Raw genomic sequence first — 16830 nt, 5'->3', positions numbered from 1 at the left:
CGACTTGTCCACGGAGGCGTCGGTTAGCGCAGCGAAGAGCGGCGCAGCATTTCAACCGCATCTGGGTGGTTCAGCAGGTTTTTCTGTACCTCCAACCCGTGGCTGTCGCGGCGCTGACCTGTGGCAAGGCCAGGGCCGATGCGGCGCAGCAGATCATCGGGCAGGGCGGGCTGGGTAAGGGGGTCCAGAAACAGGCTCTCTGCGGCGATGCCTTCGGCATAGATGATGTGATGCCGGTCAAACAGCAGCTGGAAGTAATCGACAAAGCCGCCATCCTGCACCACAACCGTTGTGCCATTGACCAGGTCACGCGCCCGCACCAGGAGTTCCGAACAGCCGGTGCCCAGCTCATCGCGGCGTTGATAGACCATCAGGCGGTGATCGGGGCTGACCAGCAGATCAGCGGCATTGTTCAAGACCCCGGCCCGGATCAGTACCGGGGCCATACGCCCCACCGCGCGCGATGTGGTCTGGCCAATCCAGCGCAACTCCTGCACCCCGTCGTCGCGGGTCAATACGCGATCACCGGGCACGAGGTCTTCGATCGGTTTCTGCGCCCCTGTGGCCAGGGTAATCCGGGTGCCGCGGGTGAATGACACACAGGCCATCTGCGCCAGTTTGCGCCGTGCACCGTCCTGTTCCGCCCGCACCAGCGTATAGCTGTGTTGCAGGTTCAGTGGTGCCATGGGCAACAGGTAGATCGCAGCGATCATCCCGTCCGCGTCGACTTCGACCATTACCAGGGCTTCGACGTTATCGCCGGCCTGTGGCATCAGGGTCAGGACGCAGTCCAGATGCAGCCGAGCACCGGGGGTGCCGAGTGCCGTGCCTTCGGCGATGCAGAACTGCCCCTCTGCGTTGCTGGCCAGGGCCAGCCGTTGTGGGTGCGCCGGTGGGCTAAGCTGGTAGATGTCATCCAGCATCAGGTCCTGGTAAAGGCCAATCGGGTCACCCATGTTGGCACCAATTTCCACCAGGAACTGTTCGGCCGGGTAGGCCGGGATGGACTGAATGGCGTGTTCTACTGCTGGCACTGAAGTCCCCATCCTGATTTAGCTGTTGCGACGCAAGGGGTAACCCCTGCCTGGGCGCGCCGCAAACGCAATGGCATGCCCCTGGCACAGGGGTATAGCCGCGAATTATGGCATGATACCGACAAATACGGGCAGAAATCCTGACAAGCCATTAATTTCACCTATCCCTTTGTGGTGGTGCAGGCCAGCAGTCCAGCCAGCCGGCTCCAATCAGGGGGCCGCAGCGGCCAAATGTATCGGCAAAACCCGGCAGGCCGCCCCTGCGATTCTGGGCTGGCCATTACTGCCCAAGCGGTGCAGTCTTGGGCAAAATTCAAGCACGACGCAGGGAGCAAAGCTATGGATCTCGGGATTACTGGAAAACGCGCATTGGTATGCGCCAGCAGCAAGGGCCTGGGTCTGGGTTGCGCGGAGGCATTGGCCGAAGCGGGGGTCAACCTGGTGATGAATGCGCGCGGCGAAGAGACCCTCTTGCAGGCCGCGCAGGCCATTCGCGATCGCTACGGCGTTGAGGTCGAAACCGTGGCGGCTGATGTCACCACGCAAGAGGGGCAGGCAAAGCTGCTCGCCGCTGCGACAGGCGTTGATATCCTGGTCAATAACGCCGGTGGCCCGCCTCCGGGGCTGTGGTCAGACTGGGAGCGTGAGGATTTCATCAAGGCGCTGGATGCCAATATGTTGGCACCGATTGCCCTGATGAAGGCGCTGCTGCCGGGCATGATGGAACGCGGCTGGGGCCGGGTGGTCAATATCACCTCGCAATCCGTCAAGGCCCCCATTGCGGTGCTGGGCCTGTCAAACTCTGCCCGCGCCGGGTTGACTGGGTATGTGGCAGGCACCTCGCGACAGGTCGCAGGCAGCGGTGTTGCCATCAATAACCTGCTGCCCGGTATCCATGCCACGGACCGCGCGGTTTCATTGGATAGCGGCGTCAGCAGCCAGCAGGGTATCACCATGGAAGAGGCCAAGGCACAGCGCGCGGCCACCATTCCCGCAGGACGCTACGGCACCCGGCAGGAATTCGGCGCCGCCTGTGCGTTTTTGTGCTCGCAACATGCGGGGTTCATTGTCGGACAGAACATTCTGTTGGACGGTGGGGCCACCAATATGACACTGTAAGCAGTGTCCTGACGCAAGACACGGAGCATCGAATGGCCAGCGGGTTTTCCCTTAAGGACCAATTGTTCAATCAGCAAAAGACCCGCTATCTGGCGGGTCTTTTTGCCCCTGTGGTGCCGGGGTTTCAGGCTGATCAATTTGAAACGGATGTCATGGCGGGCCTGTTGCCGCTGGAATTGAAGGCGCGCATCAGTTGGATCGCCGAGGTTCTGGGCCAGCATCTGCCCGGACCGCTGCCCGAGGTGGCACCTCGGCTTTTGCAGGCGCTGCCGCCACCGCTGGATCCGGGGAGGACGGATGATGATTTCGGCGATTTCATCTTTGCTCCGGTGGGCGAGTTCGTCTTGGCGCGGGGGCTGCACAGCGACCCAGAGCTGGCGCTGGATCTCTTGGCGGAACTGACCCAGCGGTTTTCCATGGAATGGGCCATTCGTCCGTTCTTGAATACGCATCAGGATCTGACGCTGGCGCGGATGCAGCAGTGGATACAGCATCCCAGCTATCATGTGCGCCGCCTGGTCAGCGAAGGCACCAGGCCGCGCCTGCCCTGGGGGCAGGGGGTTGCTTTGACGCTGGCCGATCCGCTGCCGTTTCTGGACCATCTGCATCAGGATCCCACCCGCTATGTGACGCGATCAGTTGCCAATCACCTGAATGACATCAGCAAGAAAGAGCCGGATCTGGTCCTGGACCGGCTAGAGGCCTGGCGGGCACATGGCGCACAACAGGAAAAAGAGCTGACCTGGCTGATCAGCCATGCCTGTCGCGGCCTGGTGAAATCCGGCCACCCGCGGGCATTGCGCCTGCTTGGCTATGACCCTGAGGCAGAGGTCTCGGTCGATTTGCAGCTGGGGGCGTCGGCCCTGCGCATTGGCGGGGCGCTCAAGTTTGAGGTCACGCTTGCCTCCCCGACGGATTTGCCAGTGATTGTCGACTACCGTGTCAGTTTTGCACGGGCTGGTGGCAAGACCGCGCAAAAGGTGTTCAAGCTGAAGCAAACGAAACTGCGCGGTGCGGCGCTGACCTTGGCCAAACTGCATCGGTTCAAAGGCGATGCCACCACCTTCAAACTGTATCCAGGCCGCCACCAGATTGAAATTCTGGTCAATGGCCGCGTTGGTGCGCAGGCGGCTTTTGATCTGACCGCCTGACCATATGCGGCTTTGACGTAATTCTGGCAAATTGACGGGCTTTAGCGCGCCGGGGCTGAGGACTTGCACGGCGCTCGCCGGGTTGGTATTTGCCGCAAGGACCGATTGCACAATCGGCAAAGCTTGTGAGGCAGAATGAGCACAACACCCCCCAGCGCGCCCCAGTCTGAGGCCGCGCCGCATCCGCGGCTCGAGATCCGTAATATCCATCGCTATTATGATGGCCGTGCGGTGGTGGATGATGTTTCGCTGCAAATTCAGGCCGGGCAGGTTACCTGCCTGCTTGGGCCCTCTGGCTGCGGTAAATCCACCACCCTGCGGATGATCGCAGGGGTGGAAATGCAGGACAGCGGTGAAATCTATGTCGATGGCAAGCTGGTCTGCGACACGGTGTTCCGGGTGCCACCAGAGCGGCGCGAGATTGGGCTGATGTTTCAGGATTTTGCCCTGTTCCCGCATCTGAGTGTGGCGGATAACGTCGCCTTTGGCCTGAAGGGCAGCAAAGAGGCCAAGCGCGCCCGCGTTGAAGAACTGCTGAAAAAGGTTTCCTTGTCGCGGTTTATTGATGAATTTCCCCACCAGTTGTCAGGTGGAGAGCAGCAGCGCGTCGCCCTGGCCCGTGCCCTGGCACCGCGTCCGCGGATCATGCTGATGGATGAACCCTTTTCCGGGCTCGACAACCGGCTGCGCGATGGGATCCGCGACGAAACACTGACGCTGCTGAAAGAAGAAGACGCGGCGGTGTTGCTGGTCACCCATGAGCCGGAAGAAGCCATGAGGATGGCCGATGAAATTGCCCTGATGCGCGGCGGGAAAATTGTCCAGCAAGGCGCGCCCTATAACGTCTACACCCGCCCGACAGATAAGGCTGCGGTGGCCTTTTTTAGTGATATCAACGTGTTGCATTCGCAAGTGAATGGCGCGCTGGCGGAAACACCCTTTGGCCAGTTTCTGGCGCCGGGTATTGCTGATCGCACCGATGTCGACATCGTCTTTCGCCCGCAGCATGTGCGGATCGATTTTGACCGTGGTGGCAGGGGGCCGCTGCCAACCGCCACCGACGGCGTACCAGCCCGCGCGGTGGTGAAACGGGCGCGCTATCTTGGCCATGAGAGCCTGGTCGAGTTCCAGATGGATTACGACGGCTCTATTCTCAAGGTGACGGTGCCGCGCGTTTTCCTGCCAGAGGTGGGCCGGGTGATGTGGCTGACGGTGCCGCGCAACCGCTGTTTTGTCTTTCCCGCCTAAGGGCAACCTATCAGATGCCAGCTTGACCGAGGCCAGCCAGCCTGAGCCCAACCTTGTTGATCCGGGATGATGTGTTCCAAGGTGGCCTAGGCGCTGCTAGTGCCTGTCGCGATGCGGATCATAATCCGCCAGGGTCTTGCCGGGTTCATCCAGGAACAATTCGGGCAGGGCGCGCACCTCTTCGATCAGATCGACGCGAAAGACCCGGAAATCCGCCCGGGTTTCGCACCAGGCGGTCAGGGTCCAGACGCGGCCCCAATATTCCATATGCAGGGGGCGGATGGTGCGCTCTGTCAGGGTGCCATCTATGCGCTGGTACTGCAGCGCCAGCTTTTGGCGCGATTTGATTGCCGCGCGTAGGGTGGGCATATGGCCAAAGCCCCGCGCTGCATCGGCAAAGGGGTAGACGGCAAATTTCCAGGCGTCCGCTGCGGCGATCGTCTCGGTCGGCAAGACCGCATCCACCTTGGCAGCCAGGGACTGAGCGGCGGCCTTCAGATCGGCATCTGCGGCTTCGGCTACGATGGCCATGCCAAGGTTCAGCGCCTCCAGTTCCTCTGCGGTAAGCGTTAGTGGCGGCAGGGTGATCTGTTCACGCACCATATAGCCAAGACCACGTTCGCCTTCGACCGGCACACCCGAGGCAACCAATGTATCCATGTCGCGGTAGATGGTGCGGGTAGAGACCTCAAGCCGGGCGGCAATATCCTGTGCCCGATGGAGTTTCCCATCACGCAGGATCTGGATGATTTCAAAAAGGCGGTCGGTGCGGCGCATGGGGTTACCCTTGGCGCAGAGACAGGGGGGCGTCAAGCCGGGGCATGCAAGGGTGGTGCCCCGGCCGTCTATAGTGGCAGCGTAGGATTGCGTCACAAAGTCGGGTGGTTAGCTGGGCGCAACGGTCCAGTGGATGGTTTCGTGGCGCAGGGTGACCGTTTCTGGTGCAATCGCCGCCATCAGCGCCGGGGCAAAATCCTGTTTGCCAAAACTCTCGGCCACCTGCTGCGCGGTTTCCATATCTTTCCAGATCACGGTATCCGTCCACCGCCCATCAGCGCCACAGCTGAGGCGGCGAAAGATAAAGCCGGGGTTGGCGCGCACAAAGGCCTCGCTGGTTTGGCTGATCTTGACAAACTCTTCGGGGGTGACGCCTGGGTTCAGCTTGAAGGTCACGGTTTCAGCGACGTTTTGGGTCATATCAATCTCCTCTTGTGTTGATGAGGCAGCCCTAGCAGGGGTCAACTGACATAAACCTGTCAGTTGTGTGCCTGGGGGGCGAAAAAAAGCGATTTTGCTGCTGTCTCTCGCCCCAAGACCGCTGCCGCCTCTTTGCTCTGGCGCGGGAGGGGCCTAAAACCTGTGGTCAGAGAATAGTCAGCCGATGCAGCGCGCATTGGCAAAAGTGAAGGAGAGATTCACATGCTTAATAATATCGGCCTTCCCGGCCTGCTGCTTATCGCTGTTGTGGTTCTGGTGCTGTTTGGCCGCGGCAAGATCAGCTCGCTTATGGGTGAAGTTGGCAAAGGCATTACCTCGTTCAAGAAGGGTGTGAATGAAGGCACTGCAGAGCTGGAAGAAGAAAAAACTGTCGAAGCCAAGGACGTCACCCCTGCCTCCGGGTCTGCCTCTGAAACAGACAAGGCGTAACGGGGCATGTTTGATCTTGGGCTAACCGAACTTCTGGTGGTTGGCGTCGTGGCGCTGATTGTTGTCGGGCCCAAAGACCTGCCCGTGATGTTTCGCAATGTGGGGCGTTTCGTGGGCAAGGCCAAGGGCATGGCACGCGAATTCAGCAGCGCCATGAACGAGGCTGCTGATGAAAGCGGCGTGCGGGATGTGGCCAAGGGGCTGAAGGCTGCGACCAATCCTGTCAGCACCGCGATGGACGGGGTGAAGGAGGCGGCGCAGGATATGGCCAAATCCATTGATCCGACCACCTATAAGCCTGGCACTGAAACCGGTAAAATGGCAGTGGAACGCGCGCTGGAGGCCAAGAAGATCCAGGCCGCCACCGCGCGCAGTGCAGCAGAACGCAAAGCCCGCGAGGCACAAGACGCCCTGGCCCATGCCGAGGCCGCAGAAGCGGCAATTGAGGCAGGACCAGAACAGCCAGACAACGCGCCCTCCGAAGGAAGTGAGGCCAAGACATGAGCCAGACCGAAGAGGTTGAGGATTCAACCGCCCCCCTGATCGAACATCTGGCAGAGCTGCGCACCCGATTGATCCGGGCGGTGATGGCCTTTGCGGTGGGGGTCATTCTGGCCTTTGTCGTGGCCGAACCTATTTTGCAGTTCCTGGTAAAGCCCATCGAGGAAACGCTGCGGGCGTTAGGCGATCCGTCCCCGACGCTGCAATATACCTCGCCGCAGGAATATCTGTTCACGCTGTTCCGCATCTCGATGGTCTTTGGGTTTGCCCTGTCCTTCCCGGTGATCGGCTACCAGCTTTGGCGATTTGTGGCACCGGGGCTGTATAAAACGGAAAAAGGCGCCTTTTTGCCGTTCCTGATTGCCTCGCCCTTCATGTTTCTGCTGGGGGCGACCTTTGCGCAGCTTGTGGTGACACCGCTGGCGATGCAGTTCTTTCTGGGCTTTGCAGATGTCAGTTCGATTTTTGCCAACCTGTTGAGCCAGGCTGCAGGGGCTGTTCCTGATGGGGTGACCGTAGATGCGGCAGTGGTGCCGGAAACCGTCGATGGGGTGAAAATCACCTTCTTTGGGAAGGTGAATGAAAGCCTTGATATCACGCTGAAATTTATCATGGCCTTTGGGTTGTGCTTTCAGCTGCCGGTTCTTTTGACCCTGATGGGCAAGGCGGGACTGGTCAGCGCTGATGGGCTGGGTGCCATGCGTAAATATGCGGTTGTGGCCATTCTGGTTCTGGCCGCGCTGGTAACGCCGCCGGATGTAATCACCCAGATGATCCTGTTTGTGGTGGTCTATGGGCTTTATGAGATGTCGATCTTCCTGGTGCGCCGGGTTGAGGCCAAGCGCGAAGAAAAGCTGCGCGCCGAAGGGTACTACGACGACGAGGATGAAGACCCGCTGATGGCAGAATTCGATGCCGATGAGGGTGAAGACGACAGGTAACCCTGTCTGCAAAACAGAACCGGGGGCGTGTCCAGCAGGGTGCGCCCCCTTTTTTATGTGTTGATTTTCCCGTGACCTGTCAGGACTTGTCCGCCCCGGCGGAACGTGGTTCAAACCTTCCAGCCCTAAACGACCGGAGACCCCCAATGGACCAGATCCTATTGACCCGCATTGCCGAGGCGCTGGAACGGATGTCGCCCGCGCCGCTGGCAGCGCCCGATTTTGATGCTGCTGCCGCTTTTGTCTGGCATGTGGCCCCAGACCGGCTGGAGCCTGTGGCACAGGTCAACCGGATTGATCTGGAACTGCTGGTCGGGATTGGGCGGTCGCGCGATACCCTGTTGGAAAACACGCGCCGTTTTGCCCGTGGTGAGGCCGCGAACAATGCCCTCCTATGGGGGGCGCGGGGCATGGGGAAGTCCAGCCTGGTAAAGGCCATTCACGGCGCGCTCTTGGGGGATCATCCCGATTTGAAACTGGTAGAGTTGCAGCGCGAAGACCTGCCCTCGGTGGCGCGTCTGCTGAACCACCTGCGCCAGGCACCGCATCGCTTTATCCTGTTTTGCGATGACCTGTCATTCAGCCATGATGACCAGCATTACAAAAGCCTGAAGGCGGTGCTGGATGGCGGCATCGAGGGGCGTCCGGAGAATGTGGTGTTCTTTGCTACGTCTAACCGGCGGCACCTGATGCCGCGCGACATGATCGAGAATGAACGCTCTAGCGCCATCAACCCCTCTGAGGCGGTTGAGGAAAAGGTCTCTCTCTCGGATCGTTTTGGCCTGTGGCTGGGCTTCCACCCCTGTGATCAGGATGAATATCTCGATATGATTTCAGGCTATTGCAAGGCCTATGGTGTCGATGTCGATGCAGATGTCATGCGGGCAGAGGCGATTGAATGGCAAGCCACACGCGGGGCGCGTTCTGGGCGGGTGGCCTGGCAGTTCTTTACCGACCTGGCGGGGCGGCATGGGGTCTCGCTGGCCTAGGACGGCACCACAGGATAGCGGTCAAATGAACAGGGGCGGGATGTGGTTTCAACCGCATCCCGCCCCTGCTGTCTGTTCTGGCCTGCTGCTGCGGCCGCGCTGGTATCCGTCTAGTTCAGATAGGACAGCGGGTCGAGGCTGTCATAGCCGTTGCGCACCTCAAAATGCAGCGTCGCGCCCGCGACTTCTTGCAGATTGCCAATCGCCTGGCCGCGGCTGACCTGGTCGCCCTTGCTTACCAGGATTTTGTCAACATTGGCATAGATGGTTAGCAGCTTTGGATCGTGGCGGATCACAATGATCGGGATGTTTTTTGAATCCTTGGTGATGGCGGCAACTGTGCCGGCCTCGGCCGCCGTGACCTGGGCGCCCGCCGCGGCAGAGATATCAATGCCATCGTTGCGCCCCTTGGCGTAGGTTTTGATGATCTTGCCCTGCACCGGATAGGCCATGGCGGCCTGGTTGGGCCGTGAGGGGCTGGGCACATCGACTGAAGGCAGGTTTTCCGCAGCAACGCTGGCCGGAGCCACATTTTCTGTGGGCAGAGGTTTGGTCGCACTGGGCGGCGTTGGCGTGGCCGAGCCCTGGCCGGGGGCGGTGGTCACCACCGCTGCCGGTGTCTGCGAGGGGCGGCTTTGATCCTTGAGGGGGATCAACAGTTGCTGGCCTTCACGTATGGCAAAGTCGCTGCCCAATCCATTCCAGTCCGCCAGGGATTTCACGGGCACCTGATAGAGCCGGGAAATGGTATAGGCGGTCTCGCCTCGCACCACCTTGTGGCGTACGGGTTCTGGCCCGTCCTGCACCGCGACCGGCTTGGTCTGTGGTGTCGGCTGGATCTCGGTGGTGGTCACCGAACCGGGGTTGGGCGAGGTGGTGGGCGCCGCATCAATGGCATTGCCCGCCAAGGACGCAATGTCGACGCCACCGGCACTTGCGGTGCCGACAGTGGCAGGCTGGCTGGCTGGGGCACGGCGGGGCAGAACAAGCACCTCGCCTTGGCGCAGGCTGTCATTGGTCTGCATGCCATTGAAGCGGGCGATTTCAACTGCGGGCAATCCGATGCGTGCGGCCACATCCGCAACCTTGTCGCCGCGTTCGGCCACGGCCACCTGATAAGAGGGGTAGGTGATCAAGCCCCGGCTATCGGGGGCGGGGCGGTTCGCGGTTGCCGTCTGGGCGGCCTGGGTGGTGTTGAAACCACCAATCTGCCCGCGCAGATCATAATCCAATGGCCCTTCGCAGGCCGCAAGAAACAGCGGAGCCACGACCAGGGAAAGGCGCGCGACGATCGGGGCGGATTTCGGGTTTGGGCGGCGCTTGGGGCGGGTACTTGGGCGACCTGTCAGCATGCTGTCCTCGTTTTTTGTCGTTTTTTGACGCGCCGGACGGAGCGCCGGGCTTTGCGCCTGTTGTGCTGGGACCTGCGCCCGGGTCAATGGTTATTTGCACGTCCTGTTCAAATCGGCGCGGCTTTGCCTGTTTTTCAGGTGTCTTTGCCCAAACCTTCGAGCAGGGGCACAAAACGTACCGGGCGCAATTCGTCATAGTCAAGCCCATCATCGGTTTTGCGGACCCGGATCAGGGTTTGCACTGTATCGGACTGGCCAACCGGCACCACCATTATGCCACCGGGTTTGAGTTGCGCCAATAGCGGGCCGGGGGGATCTTCGGCGGCGGCGGTGACAATGATGCGATCAAAGGGGGCCTGATCCGGCAGGCCAAAGCTGCCATCGCCAACCAGCGAGGTGATATTAGGCAGTTGCAGCGCCTCAAAGATCATCCGGGCTTCGCGCACCAGGCGGGCATGACGATCGATGGTATAGACCCGGCGCGCCAGCTTGGCGAGGATGGCCGCCTGATAGCCGGAACCGGTGCCGACCTCCAGGACGGTGTCGCGCGGCGAAATCTGCAGCGCCTGGGTCATCAACCCCACCACAGAGGGCTGCGAGATGGTCTGGCCACAGGCAATCGGCAGCGGCGTGTCCTCATAGGCGCGATCTGAGAAAATGCCACGCACAAAGGGGCCGCGATCAATTTGCTCCATCGCCTCCAGCACCTTGGTATCGGTCACGCCGCGCGAGCGCAGGGCAAAGAGAAACTGCATCTTAGTTTCCGGGTCAGGGCTGCTCATTCGATCTCTTTGAACCCGTCGAGCATCTCGTGGGCGGTTAGATCGGCGCGCATTGGGGTAACAGAGACATAGCCTTCCAGGTTGACGCTGGCATCGCTATCGGGGGCGGTCTGGATATGCTGGTCGCCGCCCTTGATCCAAAGATAGCGCCGCCCATTCGGCGAGAGTTGTTCCTGCGCCGAGAAATGGCTGCCCCGGCGAAAGCCTTGGCGCACAACGCGGGTGCCCTTGACGGATGCGGCGGGGACAGGCGGAAAGTTGATGTTATAAAACAGCCGGTAATCCTGCTGATCCTGCGGCTCTGCTGCCAGGATCTTGCGGACGACCTCGGCACCATGCTGGGCCGCGGCCTCGAACGGGTTGTCGATATCTTTGTTCAGCGGGCCATAATACTGCGAGAGCCCCATGGCGGGAATGCCCTGCAAAGCAGCCTCCATCGCGCCGCCAAGGGTGCCGGAGTAGAGCGCATTTTCCGCCGAGTTATTGCCTCGGTTGACCCCGGACAAGACCAGATCGGGGCGCACATCCTGCATGGCGACATGGATGCCGGCCAGAACGCAATCCGCCGGAGAGCCTTCGGCCGCAAAGCGCCTTGGCCCCAGCTGGCTTAGCATGGAGGGGCGGGTATAGCTGATGCAATGGCCAACGCCGGATTGCTCAAACGCGGGGGCGACGGTCCAGACCTCGCCTGAGGGGCCGGCCAGTGTCTGGGCGATCTGTTCCAGCACCGCAAGGCCGGGGGCGCTGATGCCGTCGTCATTGGTGATGAGAATGCGCATTTTGTCCCCTGGTCGCTGTTTTGATCTGAATAGGCATTGGCATCAAAGGGGGCAAGTGTTTCGGCCCAATCAGAGGAAGGATCTGCTGGCAGCTTGGGTAGCTGTGCCACAGGTCCGGGTCGATAGAAGCTCTGCCTGGGGCGTTGGGCCGAGATTTAGGCGCCTGACCTTGGCGGTTAGGGTACGCTGCGCGTCAAGATCAGGGGCAGGCAGTGCATATGAGCATAAAAAGCGGGGGTTCCTGCGCGGATCAGGGCTTTTGGCAAAGCCCCTCTCCCCTTGGGCCGGGCAGGCTGCCGCCTGCGGTCGCGTGATTTGGCATGCCGGGGGCAAATCGGTTGGCTTGCACCCGGGGCTACCGACTTAGGCCAGAATCTGCGGCAGCAGGCGGGCGGCTTCGGCCTGGCAGTCGTTCAAGGGGGCGCGATCCTCGCCGGGGAAGAAGCGGGCGCGCAGGGCGGTAGGCATGGGCTGGGGCGTCAGGATCTTGACCTTGGGGCCGGTTTTGATCGTTTCCGCCTGCCAACTGCGGGCCAAAGCCATCTGGGCGGCTTTGCTGGCACCATAGGCGCCAAAGAATTTTTCTCCCGCCCGCGGGTCATCAAAGAAAACGGCCCGGCCGCTCTGACCGAGCAGCGGTGCCACATAGGGGATCAGCACCGAAGGGGCCGTGGCGTTGATCGCAATGGATTTGGTCCAGTCCTTTACCGCCACCGAGGGGGCAGGGCTGAGCGGCGCGGCATGGATGGCGCTGTGCAGCCAGAGGTCAAGCTGACCCCAGCGATCATGGATGCCGCGGCACAGGGTCGCCATGGCCTCGGGCTGGGTGATGTCCATCGGTGCCAGGGTGGCAGAGCCGCCTGCCGCCTGGATCCGATCATCCAGCTCTTCGAGCGCGCCAGTGGTGCGGGCGACCGCCAAGATGTGATGCGTGGGGGCCAGGGCTTCGGCCAGGGCAGCCCCGAGACCGCGGGAGGCGCCAGTGATAAGAGCGATTTTCTGTGTCATGAACAGCCTTGTGATCCGCTTGGCGCAGAGGGTCAAGTCTCCATTCTGGCGCAGGGGGCATGGCGCGACGCTTTCAGCAAGCAGAGCTGCCGCCAATGGCCAGGGCGGCCGGGCCGGAGCTTAGCTGCCGGGCATTTCAATGCGCTGGGTATGGCCCGATTTTTCCAACACGATGCCATTGGCATCTATGCCCAGAACACGGCTAAACGATACGCGCGCACCGGCAGAGACCGTTTTGATCCGGCCATTGGGCAGACGCACCATGGCTTGCAGGTTGTCCTTGGCACCGAACAGGCCCAGCAGGCTGAGGCCATGCTGTGGGAGTGCCGCATTCTGGGTGGCCGTCTGGGCGACACGCGCCGACGTTTTGGAAGAGGTGAGGGAATTTGTCATGGTCATCTTTGGTTTGGGTCGGTGGCAAATGGCGGTTTCAAGGCAGGCATTGACCAGAGAAACCTGGGCGAGTGAGTTTAGTCAGGCCTATTGCTCCGAGCCGGTTGCGCCAGGCCAGTTCGCCAGGCAAATCAGGAGAAAACGCCAGCCAGACCCGGTGAGGCCTACGCAGGCAGCAAGCAGGCAGCAATGAGAGAGCTGCGGCGGTCGTTCAGGCATGCGCCCAATGGTCCGTGGCACCTGCCGAGGCTGGCATAGGCCGACTGGGCGCAAAGTACGAGGCAAAAATGCGGGCACCGCAGGCACTGGGCCGTAGGTCGGCGGAGCCTTGCGGATAGGCGCGGCACAGTGGCGGGCTTTCGCCTGTCTTGGGGGGCTAGCCGCTGGCTGGCGGTGTTTGGGCGACACCTGGCTGGTTAAGAATCATAGACCAGCGACGCCAGGTCATGCCCATAGGTATGCAGTAGCTCAAACAGTTCTTCCAACTGGGCCCCGGTGTGCTGCAGCGTCGAGAGCGGATGGTTCGCTTCGGAAATCTGCAGTTCCGGGTATTGGCCTTCGGGGCGCATGTGCAACATGCAGGCAACGGGGCTGGTATTGTCCGGCGGGATAGCATTGGACAACCAGGCCGGGCGGCTGCCCAGGCTTTCGGTGTCTTGCATATCCAGCAGATCAAGATAGGCGTCAAAGTCATCCACCCCAAGATTGGCCCAGGTGCCCAGGATGAATTCCTGCCCGTCACTGTCGGCCAATGGCACCGCCAGCACCGCGCGCACAAAACGCAGATCGCCAAGGCGGCAAAAATCATCGGTCAGCACATCGCCCGTCTGGGCCAGAATGGCAGAGTTATCCTGCACCACAAGATCATCGGGGCACAGATCCGGGCGGTCGCAGCTGAGGCTGAGCAATTGCGCAAAGGTCGCCCCGCAGCAACGGCAACGGCGCGAGGAGGTCAGCATACGGGCGAGATGGGCATCCAAAGGGCGGATCTTTCATGTGGCCCGGTCACGGGCGAGAGAGCAAAACAAAGGAAAGGCGCCGATCTGTGTGATCAGCGCCTCTCCCCTATGACGTTGGGGTCGTCTTAACCTGCTTGTGGCGCGAATTCAAACCCCCCGTATGTCGCCCCCTCTGACGGTGGATCAGTCGGCCTGTTTCATGCTGTTCCAGGATGCCCCCTGGGCGGGCATGTCTTTGATTTTCTGGCTGACCCGGCCGCTGCTCTCCAGCCCCGCCAGGTAGTCCTGGCTGACACTGCCAGTGACATATTTGCCGTCAAAGCAGGAGCAATCAAACGCTTCAATATCCTTGTTGCCCTCTTTCGCGGCCCAGACCAGATCTTCAAGACGTTGATAAATAAGCGCATCGGCGCCCAGCTCTTGGCGGATCTCTTCTGTGGTGCGACCATCGGCGATCAGTTCATGCTTGGTGGGCATGTCGATGCCATAGACATTAGGGTATTTCACTGGCGGCGAGGCGCTGGCGATATAAACTTTTTTGGCCCCTGCATCGCGGCACATCTGAACGATTTTTTGAATGGTATTCCCGCGCACGATGGAATCATCAATCAGCAAGAGATTGAGCCCCTTCATCTCCAGCGGGATAGCGTTCAGCTTGCGGCGCACCGATTTTTGCCGCTCGGCCTGGCCAGGCATAATAAAGGTGCGGCCGATGTAGCGATTCTTGACCAGGCCTTCGCGGTAGCGAATGCCCATGGAATTGGCCACTTCCAGCGCTACGGGACGGGCAGAATCAGGCACTGGAATAATGCAGTCGATATCCAGATCGGCCTCGATGATCTGCTTGGCAAGGGTTTGGCCCATGCGCAACTGGGTTTTGTAGACCGAAATGCCATCCAGCATCGAATCGGGGCGTGCCAGATAGACATATTCAAAGATGCAGGGGGTCAGGCTGCCTTCGACGGCTTGGAAGCTGTGCATATTGCCGTCAAGATCGATGAGAATCGCCTCTCCGGGCTTCACGTCGCGCAGTTTTTCAAAGCCATTGATGCCAAAGGCCACATCTTCAGAGGCAAAGGCATAGTCGTGGCTATCGCCTTCGGCGTCGCGGCGGGCAATAGAGAGAGGCCGGATGCCATGCGGGTCACGAAAGGCCAGCATGCCAACCCCGGCCACCATGCAGATCACCGAATAGGCGCCTTGGATACGCTCCATCGTCATCTTCACCCCGGCAAAGAGGTTGCGAATCGGATCGACTGTGCCGTTGACCTTGATGCAGTCAGAGATCTTGTCGGCCAGTACATTCAATAGGATTTCCGAATCCGAAGTGGTGCGCAGATGGCGGCTGTATTTTGCGGTGACCTTGGCACGCTGTTCTGCCGTGTTTGTAATATTCCCGTTGTGTACCAGATAGATACCATAGGGCGCATTGACAAAGAATGGCTGCGCTTCGGCGGCACTCAGCGATCCGGCAGTGGGATAACGGACATGACCGATTCCAACTTTGCCACGCAGGGTTTCTGCATCTGCCGCGTTAAACACGTCTTTGACCAGACCATTTGCTTTACGCTCGCGAAAGAATTCGCCGTTGTAGGTCACAATGCCAGAGGCGTCCTGCCCACGGTGTTGCAGCATAAGCAACCCGTCATAAAGTTCGGCAAAAACCTCGTCCTGTCGGCTCGCGATCCCCAAAATCCCGCACATTGAATGGCTCCAATTTCACTGTAGCGTTGCTGTTCGGTTGCTGCAGGCCGGGACGCTGCCTGGACCCTGCTGAGGCTTCCTAGCTTGGATGGCTGGTAGAATACAGAAGAAAGCAGGGTTTTGCTGTGTCATTTTCCGTTCTGGTCGCCATGGCAGGAATATCGCTGCAACCACAGGCACAGAGGGGCCAAGGCAGATCAGTGAAACCGGGTGCGGCTGACCACAGGGCGGGGCTGCCTTTAGGCCGCTTTGGCGGCGGCGAGCAGATCGTTCAGCAGATCAGGGAAGGGCGCGCCGGCCAGTTCGTCTTCCAGTTCGACCGCCTCGGTCAGGGGCTGGGTCTCTTCGCTGGCCAGAACTTGACGGGTTTCCGCCAGGGACAGCTCTTTGAAGGCACTATCAGGGCCACCGGTGCCAGCCTGCATCAGCATGCCGCTTTCGGCCCAGATCAGCTCTTCCTCGGCGCATTCGATGTGAATACGGCCCAGACGTTCGGGGCATTCGGGCTTGATACCCTTATATCCAGCCAGCGAGATCAGCTTTACCAAAGCCAGAGGCACACCGAACAGACGTTCAACCGCGTCGAGTTCAAGGGCAACCATCTGATCGGCCGGCAGGTGCAGGTCGCAGTCATTGCCAAGGGCCCCGGCAGGCACATGCATCAAAGTCGTGAGGCGTGGAACCGCGTGGCGCAGGGTGACGACTTCCTGGCAGCCGCCATCAAAGGTGTAGACCATATCGCCGGGCTTGAGATCACGCGCCTGTAGAAAGCCACGATCGGTCTCAACCAGGGTGTCTGGCAGAAAGCCGCCGGTTTTTCTGCGCGGTGTTGCTGGGGCTTCCGCTTCGCGGCACACCATGGGAAAATCCAACAGAAGTCCAACAGGTTGGAAATCGGCAAAAGCGTTGAAATGATCCAGGAGCATGATGGCGTTCCTTCTGAGCGCTGGGGCGTGTTCGTCTGTGTTGATCCTATCTGGCCCCGGAATTGGGCCGAAAATGGGGCAGGGGTGCGGCCAATTCCGTGCCAGGGCCATTTTGAGGCGACAAAAGCGGATTTTTCGCTGTTTTGTTTACCGGTCGCCATGGGGCGTTTGGGCTTTATTAATAGATTTCCGAAAATTCGCCCTATTTTAAATCAACTCATCAGGCAGTGATTCTCTTCGGCTCTTCAGACCTGAAAAATTGGCGGGCCGCGCAAAGCTATCGTGATCACTATGGCC

18 protein-coding genes are annotated in these 16830 nt (G+C 60.3%); 7 read left to right on the top strand and 11 right to left on the bottom strand.

Annotation, left to right across the window (positions count from 1 at the left end; all coding sequences use genetic code 11):
• Positions 1–23: 23 nt before the first annotated feature.
• On the bottom strand, positions 24–1034 hold the full coding sequence (locus P2081_RS00655; RefSeq protein WP_417699659.1) for a Hint domain-containing protein: 1011 nt from the start codon (positions 1032–1034) through the stop codon (positions 24–26).
• 339 nt (positions 1035–1373) lie between these two features.
• On the opposite strand from P2081_RS00655, the gene P2081_RS00650 reads away from it, so the two are divergent.
• The 3 genes from P2081_RS00650 to P2081_RS00640 all read left to right on the top strand — a co-directional run bounded on the left by P2081_RS00650 (position 1374) and on the right by P2081_RS00640 (position 4552).
• Positions 1374–2153 (top strand): SDR family oxidoreductase, encoded by a 780-nt coding sequence (locus P2081_RS00650; RefSeq protein ID WP_278920948.1) that lies wholly within the window; start codon positions 1374–1376, stop codon positions 2151–2153.
• Positions 2154–2185: 32 nt separating this feature from the next.
• Positions 2186–3304, top strand: a complete 1119-nt coding sequence (locus tag P2081_RS00645; protein ID WP_278920947.1) for a YhaZ family DNA alkylation repair protein — start codon at positions 2186–2188, stop codon at positions 3302–3304.
• A gap of 135 nt (positions 3305–3439) precedes the next feature.
• Complete coding sequence (locus tag P2081_RS00640) at positions 3440–4552, top strand: ABC transporter ATP-binding protein (protein WP_278920946.1); 1113 nt, start codon at positions 3440–3442, stop codon at positions 4550–4552.
• 96 nt (positions 4553–4648) lie between these two features.
• On the opposite strand, the gene P2081_RS00635 is transcribed toward P2081_RS00640, so the two are convergent.
• Together P2081_RS00635 and P2081_RS00630 are read right to left on the bottom strand one after the other, a co-directional pair.
• Complete coding sequence (locus tag P2081_RS00635) at positions 4649–5329, bottom strand: helix-turn-helix transcriptional regulator (protein WP_278920945.1); 681 nt, start codon at positions 5327–5329, stop codon at positions 4649–4651.
• A 108-nt stretch (positions 5330–5437) separates the two neighbouring features.
• Positions 5438–5749, bottom strand: a complete 312-nt coding sequence (locus P2081_RS00630; RefSeq protein WP_278920944.1) for a hypothetical protein — start codon at positions 5747–5749, stop codon at positions 5438–5440.
• A 222-nt stretch (positions 5750–5971) separates the two neighbouring features.
• On the opposite strand from P2081_RS00630, the gene P2081_RS00625 reads away from it, so the two are divergent.
• The 4 genes from P2081_RS00625 (at position 5972) to P2081_RS00610 (ending at position 8630) form a co-directional block, all read left to right on the top strand.
• Complete coding sequence (locus P2081_RS00625) at positions 5972–6199, top strand: twin-arginine translocase TatA/TatE family subunit (RefSeq protein ID WP_278920943.1); 228 nt, start codon at positions 5972–5974, stop codon at positions 6197–6199.
• A gap of 6 nt (positions 6200–6205) precedes the next feature.
• Positions 6206–6703, top strand: a complete 498-nt coding sequence (gene tatB, locus P2081_RS00620) for a Sec-independent protein translocase protein TatB (protein ID WP_278920942.1) — start codon at positions 6206–6208, stop codon at positions 6701–6703.
• Positions 6700–7641, top strand: a complete 942-nt coding sequence (tatC, locus tag P2081_RS00615) for a twin-arginine translocase subunit TatC (RefSeq protein ID WP_278920941.1) — start codon at positions 6700–6702, stop codon at positions 7639–7641. The genes tatB and tatC overlap by 4 nt, the downstream gene beginning before the upstream one ends.
• Before the next feature lie 146 nt (positions 7642–7787).
• Complete coding sequence (locus P2081_RS00610) at positions 7788–8630, top strand: ATP-binding protein (protein ID WP_278920940.1); 843 nt, start codon at positions 7788–7790, stop codon at positions 8628–8630.
• A 110-nt stretch (positions 8631–8740) separates the two neighbouring features.
• Here the strand turns inward: P2081_RS00610 and P2081_RS00605 are convergent, their stop codons facing one another.
• The 8 genes from P2081_RS00605 to P2081_RS00570 all read right to left on the bottom strand — a co-directional run bounded on the left by P2081_RS00605 (position 8741) and on the right by P2081_RS00570 (position 16533).
• Positions 8741–9982 carry a M23 family metallopeptidase gene (locus P2081_RS00605; RefSeq protein WP_278920939.1) on the bottom strand — a complete coding sequence of 414 codons (1242 nt, stop codon included), beginning with the start codon at positions 9980–9982 and terminating at the stop codon, positions 8741–8743.
• Positions 9983–10116: 134 nt separating this feature from the next.
• On the bottom strand, positions 10117–10764 hold the full coding sequence (locus P2081_RS00600; RefSeq protein ID WP_278920938.1) for a protein-L-isoaspartate(D-aspartate) O-methyltransferase: 648 nt from the start codon (positions 10762–10764) through the stop codon (positions 10117–10119).
• Positions 10761–11543: a 5'/3'-nucleotidase SurE gene (gene surE, locus P2081_RS00595; RefSeq protein ID WP_278920937.1), complete on the bottom strand. Its 783-nt coding sequence runs from the start codon at positions 11541–11543 to the stop codon at positions 10761–10763. Before surE ends, P2081_RS00600 begins: the two co-directional genes overlap by 4 nt.
• Positions 11544–11906: 363 nt before the next feature.
• Entirely contained in the window at positions 11907–12551 is a 645-nt protein-coding gene (locus P2081_RS00590) for an SDR family NAD(P)-dependent oxidoreductase (RefSeq protein WP_278920936.1), read from the bottom strand.
• Between the two features lie 120 nt (positions 12552–12671).
• Complete coding sequence (locus P2081_RS00585; protein WP_278920935.1) at positions 12672–12944, bottom strand: hypothetical protein; 273 nt, start codon at positions 12942–12944, stop codon at positions 12672–12674.
• Positions 12945–13360: 416 nt separating this feature from the next.
• The gene (locus P2081_RS00580; protein ID WP_278921439.1) at positions 13361–13903 is read right to left on the bottom strand and encodes a DUF2199 domain-containing protein; all 543 of its coding nucleotides are present in this window, start codon (positions 13901–13903) and stop codon (positions 13361–13363) included.
• A gap of 183 nt (positions 13904–14086) precedes the next feature.
• A complete protein-coding gene (purF, locus tag P2081_RS00575; protein ID WP_278920934.1) occupies positions 14087–15607 on the bottom strand; it encodes an amidophosphoribosyltransferase in 1521 nt (506 codons plus the stop codon).
• 239 nt (positions 15608–15846) lie between these two features.
• Positions 15847–16533: a Hint domain-containing protein gene (locus tag P2081_RS00570; RefSeq protein ID WP_278920933.1), complete on the bottom strand. Its 687-nt coding sequence runs from the start codon at positions 16531–16533 to the stop codon at positions 15847–15849.
• Between the last annotated feature and the right edge of the window lie 297 nt (positions 16534–16830).

It is taken from the genome of Pseudophaeobacter profundi, from assembly GCF_029697505.1.
Taxonomy (GTDB): domain Bacteria; phylum Pseudomonadota; class Alphaproteobacteria; order Rhodobacterales; family Rhodobacteraceae; genus Pseudophaeobacter; species Pseudophaeobacter profundi.
This window is presented reverse-complemented; position numbering and strand designations above follow the sequence as displayed.

Coding starts and splice junctions, on each gene's coding strand:
- P2081_RS00650 (WP_278920948.1), top strand. CDS start 1,374: ATGGATCTCGGGATTACTGGAAAACGCGCATTGGTATGCGCCAGCAGC.
- P2081_RS00645 (WP_278920947.1), top strand. CDS start 2,186: ATGGCCAGCGGGTTTTCCCTTAAGGACCAATTGTTCAATCAGCAAAAG.
- P2081_RS00640 (WP_278920946.1), top strand. CDS start 3,440: ATGAGCACAACACCCCCCAGCGCGCCCCAGTCTGAGGCCGCGCCGCAT.
- P2081_RS00635 (WP_278920945.1), bottom strand. CDS start 5,329: ATGCGCCGCACCGACCGCCTTTTTGAAATCATCCAGATCCTGCGTGAT.
- P2081_RS00630 (WP_278920944.1), bottom strand. CDS start 5,749: ATGACCCAAAACGTCGCTGAAACCGTGACCTTCAAGCTGAACCCAGGC.
- P2081_RS00625 (WP_278920943.1), top strand. CDS start 5,972: ATGCTTAATAATATCGGCCTTCCCGGCCTGCTGCTTATCGCTGTTGTG.
- tatB (WP_278920942.1), top strand. CDS start 6,206: ATGTTTGATCTTGGGCTAACCGAACTTCTGGTGGTTGGCGTCGTGGCG.
- tatC (WP_278920941.1), top strand. CDS start 6,700: ATGAGCCAGACCGAAGAGGTTGAGGATTCAACCGCCCCCCTGATCGAA.
- P2081_RS00610 (WP_278920940.1), top strand. CDS start 7,788: ATGGACCAGATCCTATTGACCCGCATTGCCGAGGCGCTGGAACGGATG.
- P2081_RS00605 (WP_278920939.1), bottom strand. CDS start 9,982: ATGCTGACAGGTCGCCCAAGTACCCGCCCCAAGCGCCGCCCAAACCCG.
- P2081_RS00600 (WP_278920938.1), bottom strand. CDS start 10,764: ATGAGCAGCCCTGACCCGGAAACTAAGATGCAGTTTCTCTTTGCCCTG.
- surE (WP_278920937.1), bottom strand. CDS start 11,543: ATGCGCATTCTCATCACCAATGACGACGGCATCAGCGCCCCCGGCCTT.
- P2081_RS00590 (WP_278920936.1), bottom strand. CDS start 12,551: ATGACACAGAAAATCGCTCTTATCACTGGCGCCTCCCGCGGTCTCGGG.
- P2081_RS00585 (WP_278920935.1), bottom strand. CDS start 12,944: ATGACAAATTCCCTCACCTCTTCCAAAACGTCGGCGCGTGTCGCCCAG.
- P2081_RS00580 (WP_278921439.1), bottom strand. CDS start 13,903: ATGCTGACCTCCTCGCGCCGTTGCCGTTGCTGCGGGGCGACCTTTGCG.
- purF (WP_278920934.1), bottom strand. CDS start 15,607: ATGTGCGGGATTTTGGGGATCGCGAGCCGACAGGACGAGGTTTTTGCC.
- P2081_RS00570 (WP_278920933.1), bottom strand. CDS start 16,533: ATGCTCCTGGATCATTTCAACGCTTTTGCCGATTTCCAACCTGTTGGA.